Here is a 21,330-nt window from a genome sequence, read left to right as displayed (position 1 = left end):
CGGAAATTGCTCTTGAATTTTTGTGGATTTCGTCTTATTTCCGAAGGAGTTACTTCTAGCTGATGACCGAAGATGTGCTTCTTGAACACCATTTATTTGGTTTTAGATATTCCAATATGCTCAAGGTTACAGTATGTTTTTGTATAATAGGATATGATGAAGAATAAAGGGGGAAAGTCCTGTGTTAGGTAGAGCATTGGAAACAGTATTCATACGCGTATGGGTCATCATGAAATTGACATTGTATTTTTGGGGCTTAGCTGTGTGTGGCGGCGTCGTTTTAGGAATCGGGCCAGCTTGGAAAGTTGTCAATGAACAGTTTTATCTCCATGGCTTCGAATATAAAGACATCACGATCAGCGAAAGTTGGCAGATGTTCAAACAGTCCTTCGTGCGAGGAAATCAATTGTTTGGTCTTTTTTCGGCTTGTCTTTTTTTGCTTAGTTATAACTTGTATTTATCTGTTCAGATTCAAGGGATTCTTTTCTTAGTGATTGATTTTATTATACTTTTTAGCATGTTGTACGCTTATGCGACGTATCAATATAGTATGATCTTAGATAGTGGCTATCAAATGACTTTAAGAAATCTACTGAAGTTGAGTTTGATTTCCAGTTTCGCAAGTTTTTCAACTTTCTTAAAAATCATCCTTGGCAGTGGTCTGATTCTTTGGGTGACGTGGAATTATAAAGGGTTGATTTTATTTGGTTTGATTGGGTTACTTACAGTTTGGAACGGAACGATCACCAAACAATGGCGGGAAAATCTGGACTTGCAGTTGGAAACATATGAATAGGTTAGATTTTATCTTTTCAAAAGGAACGTTGTTAAACCGTTTATTGCGTAAATATGCCATCATGATGATTGCTCTGACGATGATTGCAACGATCATCATCAGTGTGCATACATTCATCCAAAGACAAATCCAAGCACAACAAGTAGTAAATGAGGCAGTTCAAAGTACGTTGCGAACGCTTAGTGATAAAACAACGTTAAGTAAAGTGATCAAAGATCAATTTGTAGGGGATTCAGATAAAATCGAGAATACCACCACTTATTTAACTAAACCGATCGATCAATATTTGATGTATGCGTATGACCGACAACGACAATCTGCTGATTTTCTTTCATTCCCTAACGTAGTTCGTGATATGTATGTCAATTATGAAGAGGTAAGTAGTGTGTACCTTGTGTTCAACCAATTACCAGAATATTTTGAGTCCACTAGAGAGAACAAAGGCGGGACAGTCAAGAAGGGAACGCCACAATTAAAACAGGCTTTTTATATCAAAATGACGATTACACAAGGTGGCGCAGAAATTGGCAGTATGTTTGTAGGTTTTGATAAAGATGAACTTGATGCAGCGCTAACGAATTTAAATACGTTTAATGGGTTATCTCTTTACATGATTTCCGGAACGAGTAATCGGCTGTATACATTTCATGATCGAGCACTGGGCAAAGAACGAATCTTTGAGCAAGAAAAGTTGATCAGTCAGACCCTACAAGCAGATTCTACATTACCAGTAGAGAAATTAGAAAAATCGAATTTTATCCAATCGCAAGAGGTGTCCGACGATTATCGTATTTTAGCCACATTGGATAAGCGTACGGTTCGCCAAGTAACAGAAAAAAGTTTAGCACCGTTGATTATTGGCGTCATTTTATTGGATGGGTTATTGCTTTTATTTTTATACAAGACGTTCAAACGTTACTCTCAACAAATCGATCGTGTCATGGAAGCTATGGATGAAGTGGCTAGAGGGAATTTAGATACTCGTGTGGATACTAGTATCACTGAATACGAGCTAAAAGACCTATCAGTTGGAATCAATGAAATGCTAGGCAGTATCAATCAGTATGTGGAAGATATCTACAAATTAGAAATCAAACAACAAGATGCGCACATGCGCGCATTACAAGCGCAAATCAATCCGCATTTTCTATACAACACATTGGAATATATTCGAATGTATGCCATCAGTGAAGGCAGTGAAGAACTAGCAGATGTTGTCTATGCTTTCTCTGCATTATTACGTAATAACACCAATCAAGAAAAGACGATTCATTTAAAAGAAGAATTGGATTTTTGTGAGAAGTATGTGTACCTCTATCAAATGCGTTATCCTAGTCGCATCGCTTATCATTTCACGATCGAATCATCATTGGAAGAGATTGAAGTACCGAAATTTATCATCCAGCCATTAGTAGAAAATTATTTTAAACATGGCGTTGATTTTACTCGTTTTGATAACGCATTGAGTGTAAAAGTATTTGAAGAAAATGGACTTGTTCATCTTTTGATCCGTGATAATGGCAAAGGAATCACAGAAGAGCGACTAGCTGAAATCAGCGCACAGTTGGCGCAAAGCAAAGTAAAACTCAGTGGATCGATCGGCTTACAAAATGTCAATGAACGGTTACGTGCTAGTTTTGGACCGAGTTATCAGATGACCCTAGCTAGAAATGCAACTGGTGGATTAACGATCCATATTACTTTTAAAATAAAAAGGGGAGCTGCTGATGTCTTATAATGTACTACTAGTTGATGATGAATATATGATCTTGGCTGGCTTACAAAAAATCATCAATTGGCAAAATTTAGGATTTAACGTTGTTGCTACTGCAGAAAATGCTATGCAGGGACTATCGATTTTAGAGACGCAGCCAATTGATCTAGTCGTCACAGATGTAACGATGCCTGAGATGAATGGATTAGAATTTATTGAAGCTGCTCAAAAAGAACATCTTTTTGAATTTATGATCTTATCGGGCTATCAAGAATTTGATTATCTAAAAAGCGGGATGCGGTTAGGCGCTGTTAATTATTTGATGAAACCTGTCAATAAAGCAGAACTGATTACTAGTCTTGAAACCGTCAAGAAACGCTTGGATCATCGAAGACAACAAAAAAACCAACAAGAAGTGTACCAAGAAATTCTGTTTAGCCAATGGTTAAATGATGAATTGGATGAACCTAGTGAAGAAGAACTATTAGAAAAACTAGGCAAGCGTCAGCGACGTGTCTTACTTGCACAAGTACCTAGACAGGCTGAAACGACAATCAGTCAGTGGCTAACAAAAAGAAAAGAACCTTTTTATTACCAACGGAATTATGGAGAACTTGTTTTATTTGTTTTGTTGCTTCAGGAAGAGGCAGTAGAGCGGTTTAGCTATTTTGTCGAACAGTCGCTGATGTGTGAGAATTGGCTGATCAGTATTGGGGATGAATCTTGTGATCCGGAAACGATACCGCAAAGCTTCCAGCATGCTAAAGATAATTTACAACTACATCAATTCTATGGGGATCGAAATCAACGTATTTTTTATGCCGAACAAGCAGGAATCAAACAATCAATTGATTTTGTATCATTTAGTCGTGTGTTGAAAAGTGGTCAGTTAGCGGTCGCGCAACAAATGATCTCTGACTTTTTTGAGCAATTCCAACAGGCGGTCATGTCGCCTGAAGACATCCGTCATTTCAGTTTTTTATTATTTATGGATATCCATCGTGAGCTGATCCGTTTAGAAGATGATGAATATTTAACAGGCATCCAAAAAATCAATCAAGCAAAATCTGTCCAAGAGTTGCATCAACTCCTATTATCTTTATTGGAAAATCAGCATAATCAAAAATATAGTCAAAATGTCGAAAAAGTTCTTCAAATCTTACATGAGAAATATAAAGAACCGTTAACCTTGAAAGAAGTCGCAGAACATTTGCATCTGAATGTCATGTATCTAGGACAACTGTTTAAAAAAGAAACTAAAAAAAGCTTCTCTGCGTACTTGAATCACTTAAGAATGGAACAAGCAAAATGGTTGCTGATCCATAGTAATCAAAATATCAATGAGATCTCTAATGAAATCGGCTATAATAATACGACCTATTTTTCAAAATTATTCAAAAAAATCGTCGGACAGTCGCCTTCAGAATACCGAGAAAATCAAGGTCAAACAGAAGGAAGTTTCATCTAAATAAAAAACAGAGATCGTGAGATTTAATATCTCGTTATCTCTGTTTTTATATGATTGAATTAGTAAAAACAATCATATAAAAAAACAAAAAATATAAAATATGTGATGGGTTCTATGTTAAAATGGACGATGTAGATTGTTTATGATGGTAGCTACTCAGGGGGTGATGCCTATGAGCATTTTCCTACTTCAACGAAGGGAGTAGCCTTTTGTCTGTTGCGGAAGCACTGGCATTGATGATCCAGTTCGGATCGTTGATGCTTGCGCTTGTTGGCATTATGCTGACAATAAGCAAAAGCGATAAAAAATAAACCCGTCATAAACTTTTAGCAGAAGTTGACGGGTTTACTACGTAAAATTTTGCTACCACAAAACGGCTACATTGAAGCGATGTTCACGCATCGCTTCTTTTCTTTAGTATAGCATCTTAGCGAGTCATTTGTAAATAAAGAGTCATGGATAAAAAATCATTTGAGTAAGGAAATAAAAAAACATAGTGCGTGCGGATGCTGTTCTCTTATATTCTTTTTTTATATGATTGAATAAGTAAAAACAATCATATAAAAAAACAAAAAATGAAAATATGTGAAAGGAAATATGGTAAAATAAACCATGTAGATTGTTTATGATGGTAGCTACTCAGGGGGTGATGCCTATGAGCATTTTCCTACTTCAACGAAGGGAGTAGCCTTTTGTCTGTTGCGGAAGCACTGGCATTGATGATCCAGTTCGGATCGTTGATGCTTGCGCTTGTTGGCATTATGCTGACAATAAGCAAAAGCGATAAAAAATAAACCCGTCATAAACTTTTAGCAGAAGTTGACGGGTTTATTTTAGCTCAAAACATGCTACCACAAAACGGCTACATTGAAGCGATGTTCACGCATCGCTTCTTTTCATTAGTATAGCATCTCAACGAGTCATCTGTAAACAACGAGTCATGAGTGAAATCAATCATTCAATAAAGTCCTAATGAAGTCGCACATTCTCTAAAATTAGTGCTGAAGAGGGTGGCAAATGGAATTAACTACAGAGTAAGCACTGGGGTAGAAGCTTCCTTAACCACGCTTCTTTTCTAGCTGAACCACTGATATGATTCTTGGCGACTTAAAGAATAAGGCAAGCTATCCTCTGAATAAGTTTTAGTATGAGGAACAATGCCTAAATGGTAGTTGATCGTGCCACCGTTTAGTAAATCTTTATGAGTAAAATATAGCTTTTCATAAGTGTAGCCATCTCGACTTACATGGTGAATAAACTGTTGTTGGGGCTGATTAGGCGTAGCATGGATAGTCAATTGATTGCCGTTTGAAAGTGTTAAGATCACTTGATCAAACAGTGGGATACCAATGACATACTCACCGGTTCCAGGTGTAACTGGGTAAAAACCTAAACTGTTAAAGATATACCAAGCGGCCATACTGCCATTATCCTCGTCGCCAGGATAGCCAGTAGGTGATGCATCGAAAAGTTGCGTAAGCAACTGTTTGATCAAAGGTTGTGCCATTTCGGGTTTCCCAAGGTAATGGAAAAGATAAGGGTAGTGAAAACTTGGTTGATTAGAGATGGCTAATTGTCCAAATTCAGTTGCTGCCATCTCACTCATTTCATGGATTTCAAACCCATAACCACCGACTTCAAACTTAGGCGGTTGATTACATAATTCAACTAATTTGTTCTCAAAAGCTTGTTTTCCACCATGCGCTTCGATCAGTCCTGCAAAGTCATGGAAAACAGCAAAACTACTTTGCCATGCACTTCCTTCTGCGTAATCTGTGCCCCAAGAGATAGAGGAGAAATCAGGACGGAATTGTCCTGAGCAGTCTTTTGAACGCATAAAACCAGTTGTTGTATCAAAAACATTGCGATAGTTCATGGATTGTTGCTGATAGTGATGAGTTGTTTCAACATCAGCTAGTGTTTGAGCAACTTGACTGATACAAAAATCACTGTAGGCATAATCAAGTGTGTGATTGATCGATTCATGGTAATGGTTTGGCACGTAGCCATACTTCAAATAATCGATTGTCCCTTGGCGACCATAATTTTGTTGATCGCTTTGAACTGTCGCCCCTTTTTTCATGGCTTCTAAAAATTCCGGCATATTCTGACTGCCGATACCTTTGATGGCAGCATCAGCGATCACTGCATCGATCAATGTTCCAGGCATGAGACCTCGTTCATCTGGAGAAAGCCATTTAGGTAAGAAGCCAGTTTCTCGATAACTGTTTAAAAAACCTTCCAACATCTCTTCATATTTTTCGACCGCAATCAATGAAAAGAGTGGGTAAACCGTTTTGTACGTATCCCAAAAACCATTATTTGTATAAAGAATCCCATTTTTTACTGTACAACTAGTGGTATCATAATGGATTTTTTTTCCTTCTGGATCAATTTCGTAAAAGGTTTGTGGGAATAGGAATGTCCGATATAAATTGTGATAGAACGTTTGCGTTTGTTTTTGATCATGATGGTTGATTTTGATTCGATCAAAGTAGTTTTGCCATTGCTCCCGACTGTCTAAAAGATAGTCTTTTTCTTGTTTTTCTTGCTCTTGTTCCAAATTGTGGTGAGCTTGCTCATTACTGATGAATGACGTCCCTAGCCGAATCTTCTGTTGCTTGATATGACCAAAATTAAGAGCTACAGTGTCTGCTTTTTCACTAGAATGCTCGAGTTCACTACTTGTCAGAGGCTGATCGAGACTCAAAACAAAATAAAAAGTGAAATTCGGATCTTCTGCGCCCGCAAAATGAGTGACTTGGCCTTCTAGTGTGTAGGCATCTTTTGCAGTAAGACGGAAACGGCCAGGAAAAGTTAGTAATAAACCGCTATCATTTTGTTGGTAAGCGATGGAAAGGATGCCGCCATACATACTAGGGATTAATGTCGATTGAATACCGTAACGCAATTGGTCAATGGAAAGGTGGGTGGGACAAAAAGTACATTCTTCTGGGCGATACGAACTTTGGGCATGGAACACCGTGGGTTCTTGTAATACTCCACTGAACGGAGTCATCAAAAAGTGGCTGAAATCCCCCATCCAAGGACTAGGTTGATGAGTCAAACGATAGCCTTGGAAAATCCGGTCATCGGGGTGAAACCACCAACTACCTCTTTGTTCATTTGTCTGTGGGGCAAAATAGTTCATACCAAAAGGAACGCCTGTATAAGGCAGGCAATTCCCATTAGAAAAGTTGGCTTGATTCGCAGTGCCATGACGTGTATCAATTTGTTGAATGTCCATGTGTATACTCCTTTGTCGATTGTCGTTGGATCAAAGTAACAGGATGTTTGATGTCAGTCGGTTTTTCTTTTGTTTGTAACCACTGGATCATCGCTTTGCCCGCAAGTTCGCCTAATTGGAGAAAATCTTGGGCAATCGTTGTTAAAGGCGGATCAACCAAAGCAGCAGCTTGGATATCATCGAACCCAATGACGGAAAAATCATTGGGAATGGTGTAACCCAATTGTTTTAACGTAGTCATTGCTTGAATTGCCACTAAGTCATTCTCACAAACAAACGCTGTAACGCCATGTGTATGAATATAGTTAGCTAATTCATTAGTGGTCGCCATTGGATCATTTAATGCAGTATGGAACGATAACTCTGCTTTATTCAGTGCTTCAAGATAACCGAGATAGCGTTGTCTCACGGATTGTGGATGGGATAAATCGCCAAAAAGATAAGCAATTTTTTTGTGACCTTGTTCAATCAGCTGATTGGTTGCTAAAGAACCACCTTGAAAGTTATCCGATAAGACAGTTGGAAAAGGTAACTCATATATTTTTTTATCTAGCATGAGCACTGGAAAGTCTTTTAAGGAAAGCTCAAAAAGCAAGTCAAGATGTTGATCTGTTTCAAAAGCATAATAAATCAAGCCATCAAATTCTTGCATCAGATCATTGGCTGTCTTTGTTTCTAAAAAATCTAAAGTCGTCATCATGACCTCGAATTGATGTTCTTGCATGATTGGATTCAAGCCCTGAGTAAAGTCACCCACGGATAAATCAGACAAGTAAGGCAAAAGAAATAAGATTCTTTTTTGAGTAGAGAGACTACGTGAAGGAACACCTTTTTTGGGAGCTTTAACAAAACTTCCTTTTCCGCGTACACGATAAATCAATCCTAGTTGTTCTAATTCTGTCAATGCCCGTTTGGATGTGATCCGACTAACATTGTATTGTTGGGATAGTTCTTTTTCAGTGGGAACTTGACTGTCGACAGGTAAAGTTCCATCATGTATTGCTTTTTCTAGCGCTAAAAATATTGTTTTATATAATGGTTGCTCCATAATTACACCTCTTAATGATATATCATAACTAAATCATAGCATAATAATTGAAAAAGTAAATAGAAAAAAGTTTATTGAAAGCGTAGACATTTATAGTATAAGTAGGTATAATCCATAATGACATATCAAATAAAAGGGAGTTTATATAATATGGCTTATAAAGATATACCTAATTCAGTGAAGCGATTTATGGATGACATGATACAAAAATGTGGAGAAGAGCATGCAGATTGGGCTAAGAATTTTTCTTCTGCCTTTGCGAATACGTTATTGACCACAGTCAAAAGGCAAGAGGATGGGACAATTTTTCTACTCACAGGAGATATCCCTGCAATGTGGTTACGTGATTCCACCGCGCAGGTTCGTCCTTATTTAGTGATTGCGAAAGAGGATGAAGATTTAGCTGACATGATCAGTGGGTTAGTCAAAAAGCAATTTTACTATATCACGATCGATCCATATGCAAATGCGTTCAATGAACAAGCAAATGGCGCAGGGTATCAAACCGATCACACTCAAATGAACGAGTGGATCTGGGAAAGAAAATATGAAATCGATTCTTTATGCTACCCTGTTCAACTAGCTTATTTACTTTACAAGAATACCGGACGTACAGATCAATTTGACTACTCATTTATTGAGGGAATTAAAAAAATCTTAGAAGTTTTCCAAGTAGAACAAGACCATCGACAATCGCCTTACACCTTTACAAGAGACACCACAAGAAAAGAAGATACGTTAGTCAACGAGGGACGTGGATCGGCAATTGCGCCCACGGGCATGACTTGGTCAGGATTTCGTCCGAGCGATGATGCCTGTCAATATGGCTACCTTGTCCCATCCAATATGTTTGCTGTAGTTATTCTAGGATATGTGGAAGAGATTTTTACCTCAATTCTTGAAGACCAAGAAATCGTTGCAAAAGCAAACGACTTAAAAACAGCCATCCAAGAGGGGATTGCCACCTATGGAAAAATCGAAAATCAACAAGGTGAAACGATTTATGCATATGAAGTAGACGGCTTAGGGAATGCCTCATTAATGGACGATAGCAATGTGCCTAATTTGATTTCAGCACCTTATTTGGGTTATTGCTCCAGTACAGATGAACACTATATAAATACGCGAAACACTTTGTTAAGTGAAGAGAATCCTTACTATTATGAAGGGAAGTATGCAAAAGGAATTGGTTCTTCGCATACGCCCGAGAATTATATTTGGCCAATCGCCCTAGCGATGGAAGGAATGACGACAGAAGACAAACAAGAAAAAGAACGAATCCTTGACTTACTAGTAGCGACCGATGCAGGGACACACTTGATGCACGAAGGTTTTGATGTGGACAACCCGCAAAACTATACAAGAGAGTGGTTTTCTTGGGCAAACATGATGTTTTGTGAGTTAGTCATGGATTACTTTGATATCCGAGTGGAAAAATAAGGAGGAGAATAGATATGAAGAAAAAAGTGTATATCATTTCTCATAGCCATTGGGATCGTGAGTGGTACATGGCATATGAGCAACATCACATGCGATTAGTGGAGTTAATGGATGATTTGTTGGAGCTGTTTGAAACCGATCCAGACTTCAACAGCTTTCATTTAGATGGACAAACCATTATTTTAGATGACTATCTACAAGTACGTCCTGAAAAAAGAGAAGCAATCCAACAAGCCATCGATGCAGGGAAATTACGGATTGGACCATTTTATATTTTACAGGATGATTTTTTAATTAGCTCAGAGTCAAATGTTCGGAATATGTTGATCGGTATGGAAGAAAGTCGCAAATGGGGAACGCCGGTCATGCTAGGTTATTTCCCTGATACCTTTGGCAATATGGGACAAACGCCACAAATGATGAAGCAAGTAGGACTAGAAGCTGCTGCGTTTGGTCGTGGGGTGAAACCGATTGGCTTTGATAATCAAGTACTAGAAGCTGAGAACTATTCGTCACAATATTCTGAGATGTGGTGGAAAGGTCCTGATCAAACGGAGATTTTTGGGTTATTGTTTGCCAACTGGTACAGTAATGGGAATGAGATTCCAGCTGAGAAAGAGGCTGCGATTCGTTTTTGGGATCAGAAGTTAGCAGATGCCGAGCAATATGCGTCAACGGACCATTTACTGATGATGAATGGGGTGGATCACCAGCCTGTACAAAAAGATATAACAAAAGCAATTCGATTAGCCAATGAATTGTATCCTGAATATGAATTTATTCATTCCAACTTTACGGATTATCTAGCAACTGTACAACAGGATCTTCCTCAGGATCTTGGCGCAGTTGAAGGAGAATTGACGAGTCAAGAAACCGATGGCTGGTATACGTTAGCCAATACAGCTTCTGCGAGAGTTTATCTCAAACAGTGGAACACAAAAGTACAGCGTCAACTTGAAAATGTCACAGAACCTTTAGCAACGATGGCGTATGAAGTGACAGGAAAGTATCCCCACGATCAATTAGATTATGCTTGGAAAACACTGATGCAAAACCATCCTCATGATAGCATTTGCGGATGCTCAGTTGACTCCGTACATCGAGAAATGATCCCGCGTTTTGAAAAAGCCAATGAAGTGGGGAGATTTTTAGCACAAGAAGCATTGGATCAACTGGCAACAGCTATTGATACCAGTGGATTTTCGAAGGAAAGTTATCCTTTTGTCGTTTTTAATACCGCTGGAATGCCCAAAACAGGGTCAGCCGTAATCACTTTAGAGTTGGAACGAAAACGATTTGCAGAAGGGATTCCAGAGGAGCTATATCAAGAATTGGCGGAGCAACCTAAGAAATACTACCATGTGGAAACGTCTGACAAAAAACAGATCCCAGCTTTGGTTTCTGAAGAAGTTGTATCATTTGGCTATGATTTACCGAAAGATCGCTTTAGGGTTCCGTATATGGCAAGAAATGTCACGATTGAACTGCCAATTGATGAAATGCCCGCATTTTCTTGGGAAACATTCGCTTTAGTTGAAGGAGTTGCGGATGAAAAACAAGAGTCGATGATTACTCAAGCAGGACGTTGTATTGAAAATCAATTCGTGCATGTATCCATTGAGCAAAATGGGACATTGACCTTATTGGATAAAACGACCGGGCAAGAATTTGAAGAGTTATTGACATTTGAAGACGTCGGTGACATCGGTAACGAATATATCTTCAAGCAACCAGAGAATGAAAAAGCGATTCTTTCAAAAGACCAACCGACAAGTACTGTTGAGATCATCAAGGATACATCTGAAATCGCTCAAATCAAGCTAACTCAAACCATTGACATCCCTATTTCTGCAGATGCTCGGTTAGAAAAAGAGCAACAAATGGTACGAGAGTTCCGCTTTAGACAAGCCCAACGCGCAAAAGAAACAAAGCCACTGACAATCACAACACTGATTACGTTGCGTGCAGAGAGCAAAAAGATCGATTTTAAAACAACTATCGACAATCAGATGAAAGATCATCGCTTACGTGTCTTATTCCCGACGAAGTTACATGTGGAACAACACGAAGCAGATAGTATTTTTGAAGTCGTAGCTCGTCCAAATCAAGTCTCTGCAAGTTGGGAGAACCCGACCAATCCCCAGCATCAACATGCCTTTGTCCAATTAGGGGATGAAAGCCAAGGGATAACGATTGGTAATTTTGGTTTGAATGAATATGAAATCTTGGATGGAAAAACTATTGCGGTGACATTACTGCGTTGCGTCGGTGAGATGGGCGACTGGGGTTATTTCCCGACACCGGAGGCACAGTGTTTAGGTGTTCACCAATTCGATTACAGTTTAGAGGTTCACTCCGGAAAAGATAAATTTGACACATACAAACATGCTTATGCAGCTCAAATTCCATTTTCGACAAAGCAATTGTCCAATCAAGTAGGCAAACTATCACCGAAAAAACAATATTTATCAATCGAAGGGGAAACGTTTGCAATTACTGCTTTGAAACGAAGCAAACTTAATGATAAACTAGTAGCGAGAGGATTCAATATGTCTAGTCATTTAGAATCGTTACATTTGATGAAAAATGGCAAAAAAGGCAAACGGTTGAATCTCCTTGAAGAAGAATGTCAAGAGACGATTGACGAAATGCTCCAGCCTTATGAGATTCGGACAGTCGGCTTTGAGGAGGAATAATTGATGTATGGTGGAATAGAAGCAGGTGGAACAAAATTTATTTGTGCAGTATCAAATCAGGGAGAAATCATTGAAAAAATCAGTGTACCGACAACTTTACCAGAGGAAACGTTGGCGTTAGTATTTGATTTCTTTGATCGTTTTGAATTAGAAGCAATTGGAATCGGTTCCTTTGGCCCCATCGGTATTGATCCAACCAATGAGCGTTATGGCTATGTCTTAGCTACGCCTAAACAAGGATGGCGAGATTTTGATTTCTTAGGAAGCATCAAACAACGATACGACGTTCCTTTGGCATGGACAACCGACGTCAATGCTGCGGCATATGGCGAATTGTTGAAAGGGGCGGCGCAAGGTAAAAATAGCTGCATCTATTTGACTGTCGGCACAGGTATTGGTGGCGGAGTCGTGTTGAATAGCGATATCCTTTCTGGTAGTGCGCATCCGGAAATGGGACACATCATGGTCAAACGTCATCCAGAAGACAACTACGAAGGAACTTGCCCTTTCCATAAAGACTGTTTAGAAGGATTAGCTGCTGGACCATCGATCGAAGCACGTACAGGAATCAAAGGACAAAATTTACCTGAGGATCATCCTGTCTGGGATATCCAAGCATATTATCTTGCACAAGCATTAGTCAATTATACATTGACGTTAGCGCCAGAAAAAATCATTTTAGGTGGTGGTGTCATGAATCAAGCACACTTACTACAAAAAGTGAGAGAACAATTTATGACATTGATGGCTGGTTACATGGAAACACCGCCAGTAGATGAGTATATTGTTCAATGGGGCATGCCGAATGAAAGTGGGATCATTGGAAGTCTGCTGTTAGCGGAAAAGGCACATCGAGAAGCAAACGCATTTGCATAAATCTAAGAAGAAAATAGCGACTTTTAATTTTTAGATGGAAACTTGAATAAAAATAGGTATAGAGAACGACTGTCATTATTGGTAGCCGTTCTTTTTTATTCTATATGTTACGTACTAACGTTGTGTTGACAAAAGAATGTATTTTTAGTACGATGTTGTTACAAATTAGAGGGAGGGGTAGATTATGGGACAATCCACAATTACATTTAGAATTCCAGATGATGAAAAAGAACTAGTAGCAGAATATGCTAAAGCACATAACTCATCATTGACGGAACTTTACAGGACTTCAGTACTTGATAAAATCGAAGATGAGATTGATTTAAAATTATTAAAAGATGCAATGGCACTTTCTAAAAAGAAAAAAGAGAAGGGGATTTCTCAGTCTGACATGGAGAAGTTGTTAGATGAAGTATAAAGTTATCTATATGCCTCAAGCGCAGAAACAGTTAAGAAAGATGGATCGAAATCAAGCAAGAATAATCGTTGCTTGGATTAGAAAAAATTTGGAAGGAACCAGCACCCCTCGACAACACGGTAAAGGATTGACGGGAAATCGAGGTGGTGAGTGGCGGTACCGCATTGGGAATTATCGCATACTAGCAAATATAATTGACTCTGAAATTATAATTGAAATATTTGCTATTGGTCATAGAAGTATTATTTACAAGAAATAATCGTTGCAAATGAGACTGGTTTGGAGCAACATGAATCCGAACTTAATTGATTGGAAAAACAACTTGTGTCAATAATTGGTCTTCCGGTGTATCAAGCGGATTACTTAGATAGTAATCATAATAAACGCCTGTACTTTCCAAATGATTTTCTTGGAGATAAACCAGCATTGCCTCATATGTTGCCTCAAGTGTGGCGTAAGAATCTTGATGTGTGGCAATAACGGCTTTTCCACCATACGTTTGACTCATATACACCTCATCACTTGCAGAAATAGCTGTATTGATAGGAATCCCTAACTCAATGTCAAAGACGGTAAAGTCTTCGTTGCTATTCAGATAAGCACAGTAGGGGGCGCTAATCAGTTGGGCACCTTGTTGGGCAACAGCTTGCATCAATTTTTCATAGCCAGTATCTATTGCAGCGGTCATGTTCTCCATAGTAACAGCAGTCGCTTTGGTTGCTACAGCAATTTGTGACGAAAGGTTAGTTCTTTCAATATTCATATGAATGATTTCCTTGATGTTTTATATACATATAATGTAAGTGAAACATATAGATGCTTACTGTCGATTTATATTTTTTGATAGAAATAGGAAAAAACTGAGAATCGGGACCGTATTAAGTTCCCAAATCTCAGCTTTTTTTATGACTATTTTCAAGTGTTTACCATAATCCCGGCAATGCTCGTGCAATGATTTTTTCTTGTGTAAATGGATGGGTCATATGGAGTTCCAACGCATGGAGCATCAAACGTTTCGCTAACTTCGTTTGATAGAGCGGGTCACCAACAATGGGGTGGCCTTGATGCGCTAAGTGTACGCGGATTTGATGCGTCCTCCCTGTATCTAGGACACAATAGACCTTTGTTTTATCTGCCGAAACTTCGGCGACTTGGACATGTGTGCTGGCTGGTTGCCCATTTCTTGGATCGACCACTCGTTTGCGACGATCATGACGATCTCTGCCGATTTTGTCTGTGATTGTTACATCTTGAGAAATTTTACCCCAGACAACGGCTTGATAACGGCGGTAGATTTTTTTCTGTTCCAACATTCTACCTAAAATAGGCAAAATAAAAGGATTTTTAGCGAATAGAACAGCCCCGCTTGTTTCTTTGTCTAATCGGTGAACGACATATGGACGTTGGTTTTTTTGAGCTAAGTAAGCAGCCAGATGATTCAATAACGTATTCGTTTCCGTCGGTTCATTCGGATGCGTTTTGATACCGACTGGTTTATTAACAATGATCAAGTGCTCGTCCTCGTACAACACGCTGACTTTTGTTGCTTCCCCCAATTGAACATCTTGGTAACTATAGTCAGTTTCCTCAAAGTGCAAAGTGATCTGGTCCCCAGCTTTTGCTTCGTGATGGAATAAAACAGGTTCGCGATTCACTAAGACGTTTTTACGTATACGCAAAAAGTGACGGACTTTTCTTGGTACAAGCCACTCGTTTTCTAGTAATTCTCGAATCGTCATCGTTGGATGAGATTCAGGTAACGTGATCGTGATGTCCACATGCTCACACCTTTCATTGAAATTCAGATTCATTGTAACATTTTTAACAGATATTTAAGAAAAAAATGGAAAATTTCTGTCATTTCATATGCTAAACTATCCACATTGTGAATAAACAAAGCGTACACCTACATCTCAAGCAGGACGTCACGCATAATTAGTTATGTTAAAATGAGAAGAATGAGATCAATAGACAGGAGAAGAAGTGAATGGATTTTCAGAGCATGTTAGGAAGAATAAAAACTGCGCTCATCAGTTTTTGGCGATGGATTAAGCCTTACCTTGGACAATTCCATCGCTGGCGCAAGCGCATTTGGAAAAAATATCATATCAACAAGTTGATTTTACTGATCGGACTGATCTTCGTATTGATCACGAGTATTTATCTATTTGTATTAGCAAAACAAGCGAATGTTGAAACACTGAAATCTGGTTTGAGTCAATCGACCGTGATCTATGATAAAAATAATGAAGAGGCTGGGACGTTGTATGCGCAAAAAGGGTCTTATGTGGAGTTAGATGCGATTTCTCCATTGATCCAAGATGCCGTTATTTCGACCGAAGACCGGAATTTTTATCAACATCCTGGTTTTGATATCAAAGGGATTGCCAGAGCAGCAGTAAGGATGATTACATCTGGTGGTACAGGCGGGGGTGGCGGAAGTACAATTACCCAACAGTTAGCCAAAAATGCGTATCTTACACTAGATCAAACGTTTGACCGAAAAGCAAAAGAACTTTTTCTAGCGATTGAGATCGAGAAGAAGTACAGCAAAGAAGAAATTTTAACGATGTATCTGAACAATGCCTATTTTGGTAATGGGGTTTGGGGCGTGCAAGATGCCTCTAGACGCTATTTCGGAGTGGATGCTAACAATGTCACTCTGTCTGAAGCTGCTACGTTAGCGGGGATGCTAAAGGGGCCTGGTATCTACAACCCAATCGATCATCCGGGAAATGCCAATAATCGGAAAAACACAGTGCTAAGTGTGATGGCAGAAAATGGTAAAATCAGTGAAGAACAAGCAACTGCTGAGTCTCAAACGGACATCACGCACTATTTGAATGATACGTATACTGGTTCGGAGTCTGGTTATCGTTATCCTTATTATTTTGATGCAGTGATTGATGAAGCTGTTAGTGAATATGGCTTAGATGAAGCAGATGTCATGAATAAAGGCTATAAAATCTATACGTCATTGAATCAGAATTATCAGCAACAACTAGAAGCGACTTATCAAAATGATGCGTTATTCCCTCCAAATGCGACAGATGGTGCCATGGTCCAATCAGGTTCAGTTGCACTAGATCCGAAAACAGGCGGGGTTGCAGCGCTCGTTGGTCGACGTGGGGAACATGTCTTTAGAGGATTCAACTTTGCGACGCAGATGAAACGTTCACCTGGTTCATCGATCAAACCGCTTAGTGTGTTTGCTCCCGCATTAGAAGCTGGCTATACACCGTCAAGTATTCTTGAAGATAAACCACAATCTTATTATGATGCACACAACTTTGATGGGACCTATCAAGGGGAAGTACCGATGTATCAAGCGGTTGCTCAAAGCTTGAATTTACCAGCTGTGTGGTTACTTCATGAGATCGGTCTTCAAAAAGGCTTTGATAAGACAAAAGAATTTGGCTTACCTTTAGCTGATTCAGACAAGTATTATGGGTTAGCGTTAGGTGGTTTGAAAAATGGGGTATCTCCTATGACTATGGCGGGGGCTTATGGTTCATTTGCCAATAATGGGAAGATGTATACACCGCATTTGATCACCAAGATCGTTGACTCTACTGGAGCAGTCATCGTTGATAATACCAACAGTAAACCAAAGCAGGTCATTTCCGAAGAAACGGCGAACCAAATGACCAGCATGTTACTAGGTACGTTCTCAAATGGAACGGGTGTTGCAGCGAATCCATATGGTTATACGGTGGCAGGAAAAACAGGAACGACAGAAACCAATTTTGATGCAACAAAAGCGAATGACCAATGGATTGTTGGATATACCCCAGATGTAGTCATCTCTACTTGGTTGGGATTTGAAGAAACGAGTGAACTTCACTACTTAGAAGGTACAAGTGGCAATGTGGTGGGGAAAGTCTTCAAATCGGCAGCAGAAGGCATCTTGCCTTACACTGAGCAAACAAGATTCAATGTTGCGGATGCCTATGCTACCGGTGGTCAAGTCGTCCCAGCAGATCAAGTACCAGATAATTCACAAACCAATGAAGAGAATCAGGGGAACTGGCAAGACAATTTAGATCGTTATGGCGAACAAGCGAAAGACGGTCTAAGGAATTTTGGTGATATGCTGAGAGAAGGCGTACAAGGTATCGGTGATGCAACACGAGATCTATGGCGTCGATTCCAGGGAGAGTAGGCACTTTGAAAACGAATCACCTCATGTTACAATAGAGTTTATTAAATAGAAGAAAAGAGGCCTCCGTATGTCAAATATTTATGATAGTGCAAATCAAATCGAACGTGAGATTCGTGAACTAAAAGAATTCAAAGAGCTAGAAGAAGCTTATGCAAAAGTAAAAGCGAATGAAGAAGCACATCAACTATTCAAAGATTTCCAAGCAATGCAAATCGAATTACAAGAAAAACAAATGAGCGGACAAGAATTCAGCGATGAAGATGCTGCCAGAGCCCAAGAAATGGCAATGAAAATCCAAACAGAAGAAGTTATCAATGACTTGATGCAAAAAGAACAAGGATTCAGCACGATCATCAATGATTTGAACCGTATCATCATGACACCAGTACGCGACTTGTACAGCGAATAGTCATCAGCAAAATAACTCTCTGGCATGAAATCTCTAAAGGATTTCATGCCAGTTTTTTTTATAAAAAACAATTTTTTCTTTCAGGAGAAAAAGTGATGGACAGGCAAGGATCATCCTTTGTTATCATTAAGTTGCAGAAAGACACCAATAAACAAATGAGAGGATGTGAACCTATGCGAAAAAAAATGGCAATTGAAATTAACGCACCTATTAAAGAATTGAATGTTACAAAACCTTTTGACTTAGCACTTTTCAATCAATTTATTCTACATAAACGAACAAAAGAGTTACTACAGACACTAAAAAAAATGAAACATCAACTTGTCGAAGATTCATGGGCCTATGATAAACATTTTCGTTGGGTATCCACAAAAACGCATTTCGAGCATTATCAAAACAGTTTGATTTGGGCAGAAAAACTGGATCGAGTCATTTACCAGCGGTTAACAGAAAAACAAAAGAACCACACGCCTTTTTCTCTTCTTTCGCTCATGATAACTCATCGTTATATCCACGAATATGCACGTTATACGGTGAAAGACCAACGAATGATCTTTCAAGAAATCCGCCAAAGTCCACAAATAGAAAATAAAGATCTTTTTATGTTTGAAAAATTAAAAGAGGGTGTCAGCTTGGCAATTACGTCTAGAAGGCCTTCGCTAGCGGAAAAACCAAAGAATAACAATCAAACACAAAGTCTTTGATTGTGTCGGTGAGTCATAATTTAATAGACTGAATGAGGTCGGGACAGAAGTGTTTAGCCTCAAGAAATAAGGCGCCATCCACGAAAATTGTTTTTAAAATTTTTGTGGGTGGCTCCTTATTTTTCGAAGAGGTTACTTCTGTTCCCGCCGTTTATTCGGTTTTAGGGGGGCGAGAGTCCTAATGTCTCAGACACGCTTTGTCTGGGGAAAATTGTAAATTCTTTGAATCGAGTTTTAGATAGAAGAGGTTTCAAGGTAATTTACTAATGAAAAATCTGTTTCTTTTAGTAGTTCAACGACGAGTTGAGCGACTAAAGCAGCGCCTTCTGGACTAAAATGGGTGTTGTCACAAAGGCCTGAGGGATAATTTTCATAAGTATCAACTGGTAAATGCAAGTAGAATTTTTTTGTTTCTTCTTGCGTATACTGTTGAAGAGTAGTTTGTGATCGAGTAAAAACATCCAAAATAGGGTAGTTATTTTTTTCTGCGAATTGCCTCATTGCGTTTGGATATTCTCCTAAGCAGTTCGGATCTAATTCCCCATTTTTTAAGTAAAGGCGTCGTGTGACAGGGGTCAAGAAAATTGGCTGTACATTTAAGGATAAGGCTGTTTGCGCATAGATATCAAGTGCCTCCAGATACCCACCAAATGGTTCTGTTCCTTTTGCTTCAGTGATTTTTTGGTCGTTGTGGCCAAACTGGATCAGTAAAAAGTCTCCCGCTTGAAATTCTTCTTTCAAGCAAGTGAATCGTCCTTCTTCAATGAATGATTTTGAACTACGGCCATTTTTTGCTCGGTTGTTTATCCGAATCTTAGGTTGGAAGTATTTACCGAGGACTTCTCCCCAGCCGGTCTCTGGTCGAGCAGTCAGGTTTTTGATTGAAGCAGTGGAATCGCCTGCGATATGGATCGTTTGCATAGTCACTTTTCTTCCTCAAAGAAACCGAAATAGTTTCGCGCATTTGTATAACAGATATCTTCCACTAAGGTTCCTAAAAGATGGATGTCTTCGGGCGCTTCGCCTCGTTCCACGATTTCACCGATCAGCTCACAGAGAACACGTCGAAAATACTCGTGTCGTGTATAAGAGAGAAAACTGCGAGAATCCGTCAACATACCGACGAAATTTCCTAAAACACCGCTATCAGCAAGTTGTGTCATCTGTTCACGCATGCCTGCTCGGGTATCGTTATACCACCAACCAGAACCGAGTTGGAGTTTTCCAGCCGTTTCCTTTTGAAAGCTACCCATCAGAGCAAGCAGTAAGGGATAATCATTTGGATTGAGCGAATAAAGGATGGTCTTCGGTAATTGATTGTTTTTCTCGGCATGATCCAGCAATTGTTGCAGGTGGCTGGTTAGTGGTTGATCGTTGATCCCGTCGTAACCAGTATCTGGCCCTAAGCGTGTGAATGCTTGGGTATTGCAGTTACGATAAGCATGGAGATGCAACTGCATCGTCCAACCATGCGCATGATACAGAGGGATCAGCCTGTTGAGTGTTTCTGTTCGATAAGCATCAATTTCTGTCTGTGTCAGTGTTTCTTTTGCCAATGCTTTCTGGAAAATCTGTTCAAGTTCTTTTTCAGAAGCTTTGTGATAGGACAAGCGATCTAATCCATGATCCGATAGGCGACAGCCATGCAGGTGGAAATAGTCGATCCTTTGACTCAATGCGGTGATCAAAGAAGTGTAATCAGCGATTGGTTTGCCAATTACGTGAGACAATTTTGACAACCATTCAGAAAATCCCTCGTGGGTGAGATTTAATGCAGCATCTGGTCGAAACGCTGGTAATACTGTGAGATCAGGTTCTTCTTTTGCCAATAATTCGTGATAGACTAACTCGTCAATGGGATCATCTGTTGTGCAAATGACAGTCACCTTCGCATTTTTCGCAATCTCTCGTCGACGAAACGCTGGTTCAGCTAACCGTTTATTTGCTTGTTCCCAGATATTAAGAGCATTTTCTTCATTGATCAGTAAATCGATTTGGAAGAAACGTTTCAATTCAAGATGTGTCCAAGTATACAAAGGATTGCCTATGATTTTCGGCACCGTTTGACACCAAGCGTAAAATTTTTCGTAATCTGAGGCGTGACCAGTGATTTTTTCTTCTGGAACACCACAGGCTCGCATCAAACGCCATTTGTAATGATCGCCACTCAACCAGGCTTCTGTCAAATTAGTGAAAGGTTTGTTCTCATAAATTTCTTTTGGTGATAGATGACAGTGATAGTCGATGATCGGCATTTTTTCAGCAGATGAATAGTACAGTTTTTTTGACCATTGATTGGTTAATAAAAAATCATCAGATAAAAACATTTACTTCACTTCTTTCAATTTCAGA

19 protein-coding genes are annotated in these 21,330 nt (G+C 39.3%); 13 read left to right on the top strand and 6 right to left on the bottom strand.

Annotated elements, in window-relative coordinates; translation table 11 throughout:
- Positions 1-181 precede the first annotated feature (181 nt).
- The 5 genes from IGJ00_RS13965 to IGJ00_RS13945 all read left to right on the top strand — a co-directional run bounded on the left by IGJ00_RS13965 (position 182) and on the right by IGJ00_RS13945 (position 4,772).
- Positions 182-796, top strand: a complete 615-nt coding sequence (locus IGJ00_RS13965; protein WP_065095929.1) for a YesL family protein — start codon at positions 182-184, stop codon at positions 794-796.
- Positions 789-2,534, top strand: coding sequence for a sensor histidine kinase (locus tag IGJ00_RS13960; RefSeq protein WP_074801381.1), 1,746 nt, complete (start codon positions 789-791; stop codon positions 2,532-2,534). The genes IGJ00_RS13965 and IGJ00_RS13960 overlap by 8 nt, the downstream gene beginning before the upstream one ends.
- The gene (locus IGJ00_RS13955; protein WP_071867540.1) at positions 2,524-3,978 is read left to right on the top strand and encodes a response regulator transcription factor; all 1,455 of its coding nucleotides are present in this window, start codon (positions 2,524-2,526) and stop codon (positions 3,976-3,978) included. Before IGJ00_RS13960 ends, IGJ00_RS13955 begins: the two co-directional genes overlap by 11 nt.
- Positions 3,979-4,214: 236 nt before the next feature.
- Positions 4,215-4,289: a putative holin-like toxin gene (locus IGJ00_RS13950; RefSeq protein WP_229054132.1), complete on the top strand. Its 75-nt coding sequence runs from the start codon at positions 4,215-4,217 to the stop codon at positions 4,287-4,289.
- A gap of 408 nt (positions 4,290-4,697) precedes the next feature.
- Complete coding sequence (locus IGJ00_RS13945; protein ID WP_229054132.1) at positions 4,698-4,772, top strand: putative holin-like toxin; 75 nt, start codon at positions 4,698-4,700, stop codon at positions 4,770-4,772.
- Between the two features lie 281 nt (positions 4,773-5,053).
- Here the strand turns inward: IGJ00_RS13945 and IGJ00_RS13940 are convergent, their stop codons facing one another.
- A complete protein-coding gene (locus IGJ00_RS13940) occupies positions 5,054-7,225 on the bottom strand; it encodes a GH92 family glycosyl hydrolase (RefSeq protein ID WP_438844543.1) in 2,172 nt (723 codons plus the stop codon).
- Positions 7,206-8,273 carry a GntR family transcriptional regulator gene (locus tag IGJ00_RS13935; protein WP_272018025.1) on the bottom strand — a complete coding sequence of 356 codons (1,068 nt, stop codon included), beginning with the start codon at positions 8,271-8,273 and terminating at the stop codon, positions 7,206-7,208. The genes IGJ00_RS13940 and IGJ00_RS13935 overlap by 20 nt, the downstream gene beginning before the upstream one ends.
- A gap of 150 nt (positions 8,274-8,423) precedes the next feature.
- On the opposite strand from IGJ00_RS13935, the gene IGJ00_RS13930 reads away from it, so the two are divergent.
- The 5 genes from IGJ00_RS13930 to IGJ00_RS13910 all read left to right on the top strand — a co-directional run bounded on the left by IGJ00_RS13930 (position 8,424) and on the right by IGJ00_RS13910 (position 13,962).
- The gene (locus tag IGJ00_RS13930; RefSeq protein ID WP_438844542.1) at positions 8,424-9,713 is read left to right on the top strand and encodes a glycoside hydrolase family 125 protein; all 1,290 of its coding nucleotides are present in this window, start codon (positions 8,424-8,426) and stop codon (positions 9,711-9,713) included.
- Positions 9,714-9,727: 14 nt separating this feature from the next.
- Complete coding sequence (locus tag IGJ00_RS13925; protein WP_438844541.1) at positions 9,728-12,409, top strand: alpha-mannosidase; 2,682 nt, start codon at positions 9,728-9,730, stop codon at positions 12,407-12,409.
- A 3-nt stretch (positions 12,410-12,412) separates the two neighbouring features.
- The gene (locus IGJ00_RS13920) at positions 12,413-13,285 is read left to right on the top strand and encodes an ROK family protein (RefSeq protein WP_074801357.1); all 873 of its coding nucleotides are present in this window, start codon (positions 12,413-12,415) and stop codon (positions 13,283-13,285) included.
- 184 nt (positions 13,286-13,469) lie between these two features.
- Positions 13,470-13,703: a type II toxin-antitoxin system RelB family antitoxin gene (relB, locus tag IGJ00_RS13915; RefSeq protein ID WP_019723047.1), complete on the top strand. Its 234-nt coding sequence runs from the start codon at positions 13,470-13,472 to the stop codon at positions 13,701-13,703.
- Positions 13,693-13,962, top strand: coding sequence for a type II toxin-antitoxin system RelE family toxin (locus IGJ00_RS13910; RefSeq protein WP_019723048.1), 270 nt, complete (start codon positions 13,693-13,695; stop codon positions 13,960-13,962). Before relB ends, IGJ00_RS13910 begins: the two co-directional genes overlap by 11 nt.
- Positions 13,963-14,004: 42 nt before the next feature.
- Here IGJ00_RS13910 and IGJ00_RS13905 read toward each other — a convergent pair whose 3' ends face one another.
- Both IGJ00_RS13905 and IGJ00_RS13900 read right to left on the bottom strand, forming a co-directional pair.
- A complete protein-coding gene (locus IGJ00_RS13905) occupies positions 14,005-14,466 on the bottom strand; it encodes a GyrI-like domain-containing protein (protein WP_438844540.1) in 462 nt (153 codons plus the stop codon).
- Between the two features lie 160 nt (positions 14,467-14,626).
- Complete coding sequence (locus tag IGJ00_RS13900; protein ID WP_074801348.1) at positions 14,627-15,481, bottom strand: RluA family pseudouridine synthase; 855 nt, start codon at positions 15,479-15,481, stop codon at positions 14,627-14,629.
- Between the two features lie 209 nt (positions 15,482-15,690).
- Between IGJ00_RS13900 and IGJ00_RS13895 the strand changes: the two genes are divergently transcribed.
- The 3 genes from IGJ00_RS13895 to IGJ00_RS13885 all read left to right on the top strand — a co-directional run bounded on the left by IGJ00_RS13895 (position 15,691) and on the right by IGJ00_RS13885 (position 18,978).
- Positions 15,691-17,865, top strand: coding sequence for a PBP1A family penicillin-binding protein (locus tag IGJ00_RS13895; RefSeq protein ID WP_074801345.1), 2,175 nt, complete (start codon positions 15,691-15,693; stop codon positions 17,863-17,865).
- A gap of 67 nt (positions 17,866-17,932) precedes the next feature.
- Entirely contained in the window at positions 17,933-18,274 is a 342-nt protein-coding gene (locus tag IGJ00_RS13890) for a YlbF family regulator (protein WP_010734167.1), read from the top strand.
- 173 nt (positions 18,275-18,447) lie between these two features.
- Positions 18,448-18,978 carry a hypothetical protein gene (locus tag IGJ00_RS13885; protein ID WP_086335587.1) on the top strand — a complete coding sequence of 177 codons (531 nt, stop codon included), beginning with the start codon at positions 18,448-18,450 and terminating at the stop codon, positions 18,976-18,978.
- Positions 18,979-19,212: 234 nt separating this feature from the next.
- Here the strand turns inward: IGJ00_RS13885 and IGJ00_RS13880 are convergent, their stop codons facing one another.
- Both IGJ00_RS13880 and uxaC read right to left on the bottom strand, forming a co-directional pair.
- The gene (locus IGJ00_RS13880; RefSeq protein WP_176285351.1) at positions 19,213-19,899 is read right to left on the bottom strand and encodes a rhamnogalacturonan acetylesterase; all 687 of its coding nucleotides are present in this window, start codon (positions 19,897-19,899) and stop codon (positions 19,213-19,215) included.
- Between the two features lie 2 nt (positions 19,900-19,901).
- A complete protein-coding gene (gene uxaC / locus IGJ00_RS13875) occupies positions 19,902-21,305 on the bottom strand; it encodes a glucuronate isomerase (protein ID WP_142433565.1) in 1,404 nt (467 codons plus the stop codon).
- Positions 21,306-21,330 lie beyond the last annotated feature (25 nt).

The organism is Enterococcus sp. AZ062 (assembly GCF_051715065.1).
Classification (GTDB): domain Bacteria; phylum Bacillota; class Bacilli; order Lactobacillales; family Enterococcaceae; genus Enterococcus_B; species Enterococcus_B mundtii.
The sequence above is the reverse complement of the archived record's forward strand: the minus strand, read 5'-3'. Positions and strand labels throughout refer to the sequence as shown.

Excerpts from the sequence above, each read along its gene's own strand:
- IGJ00_RS13960 (WP_074801381.1), top strand. The coding sequence starts at position 789 with ATGAATAGGTTAGATTTTATCTTTTCAAAAGGAACGTTGTTAAACCGT.
- IGJ00_RS13955 (WP_071867540.1), top strand. The coding sequence starts at position 2,524 with ATGTCTTATAATGTACTACTAGTTGATGATGAATATATGATCTTGGCT.
- IGJ00_RS13940 (WP_438844543.1), bottom strand. The coding sequence starts at position 7,225 with ATGGACATTCAACAAATTGATACACGTCATGGCACTGCGAATCAAGCC.
- IGJ00_RS13935 (WP_272018025.1), bottom strand. The coding sequence starts at position 8,273 with ATGGAGCAACCATTATATAAAACAATATTTTTAGCGCTAGAAAAAGCA.
- IGJ00_RS13930 (WP_438844542.1), top strand. The coding sequence starts at position 8,424 with ATGGCTTATAAAGATATACCTAATTCAGTGAAGCGATTTATGGATGAC.
- IGJ00_RS13925 (WP_438844541.1), top strand. The coding sequence starts at position 9,728 with ATGAAGAAAAAAGTGTATATCATTTCTCATAGCCATTGGGATCGTGAG.
- IGJ00_RS13920 (WP_074801357.1), top strand. The coding sequence starts at position 12,413 with ATGTATGGTGGAATAGAAGCAGGTGGAACAAAATTTATTTGTGCAGTA.
- relB (WP_019723047.1), top strand. The coding sequence starts at position 13,470 with ATGGGACAATCCACAATTACATTTAGAATTCCAGATGATGAAAAAGAA.
- IGJ00_RS13910 (WP_019723048.1), top strand. The coding sequence starts at position 13,693 with ATGAAGTATAAAGTTATCTATATGCCTCAAGCGCAGAAACAGTTAAGA.
- IGJ00_RS13905 (WP_438844540.1), bottom strand. The coding sequence starts at position 14,466 with ATGAATATTGAAAGAACTAACCTTTCGTCACAAATTGCTGTAGCAACC.
- IGJ00_RS13895 (WP_074801345.1), top strand. The coding sequence starts at position 15,691 with ATGGATTTTCAGAGCATGTTAGGAAGAATAAAAACTGCGCTCATCAGT.
- IGJ00_RS13890 (WP_010734167.1), top strand. The coding sequence starts at position 17,933 with ATGTCAAATATTTATGATAGTGCAAATCAAATCGAACGTGAGATTCGT.
- IGJ00_RS13885 (WP_086335587.1), top strand. The coding sequence starts at position 18,448 with ATGCGAAAAAAAATGGCAATTGAAATTAACGCACCTATTAAAGAATTG.
- IGJ00_RS13880 (WP_176285351.1), bottom strand. The coding sequence starts at position 19,899 with ATGCAAACGATCCATATCGCAGGCGATTCCACTGCTTCAATCAAAAAC.
- uxaC (WP_142433565.1), bottom strand. The coding sequence starts at position 21,305 with ATGTTTTTATCTGATGATTTTTTATTAACCAATCAATGGTCAAAAAAA.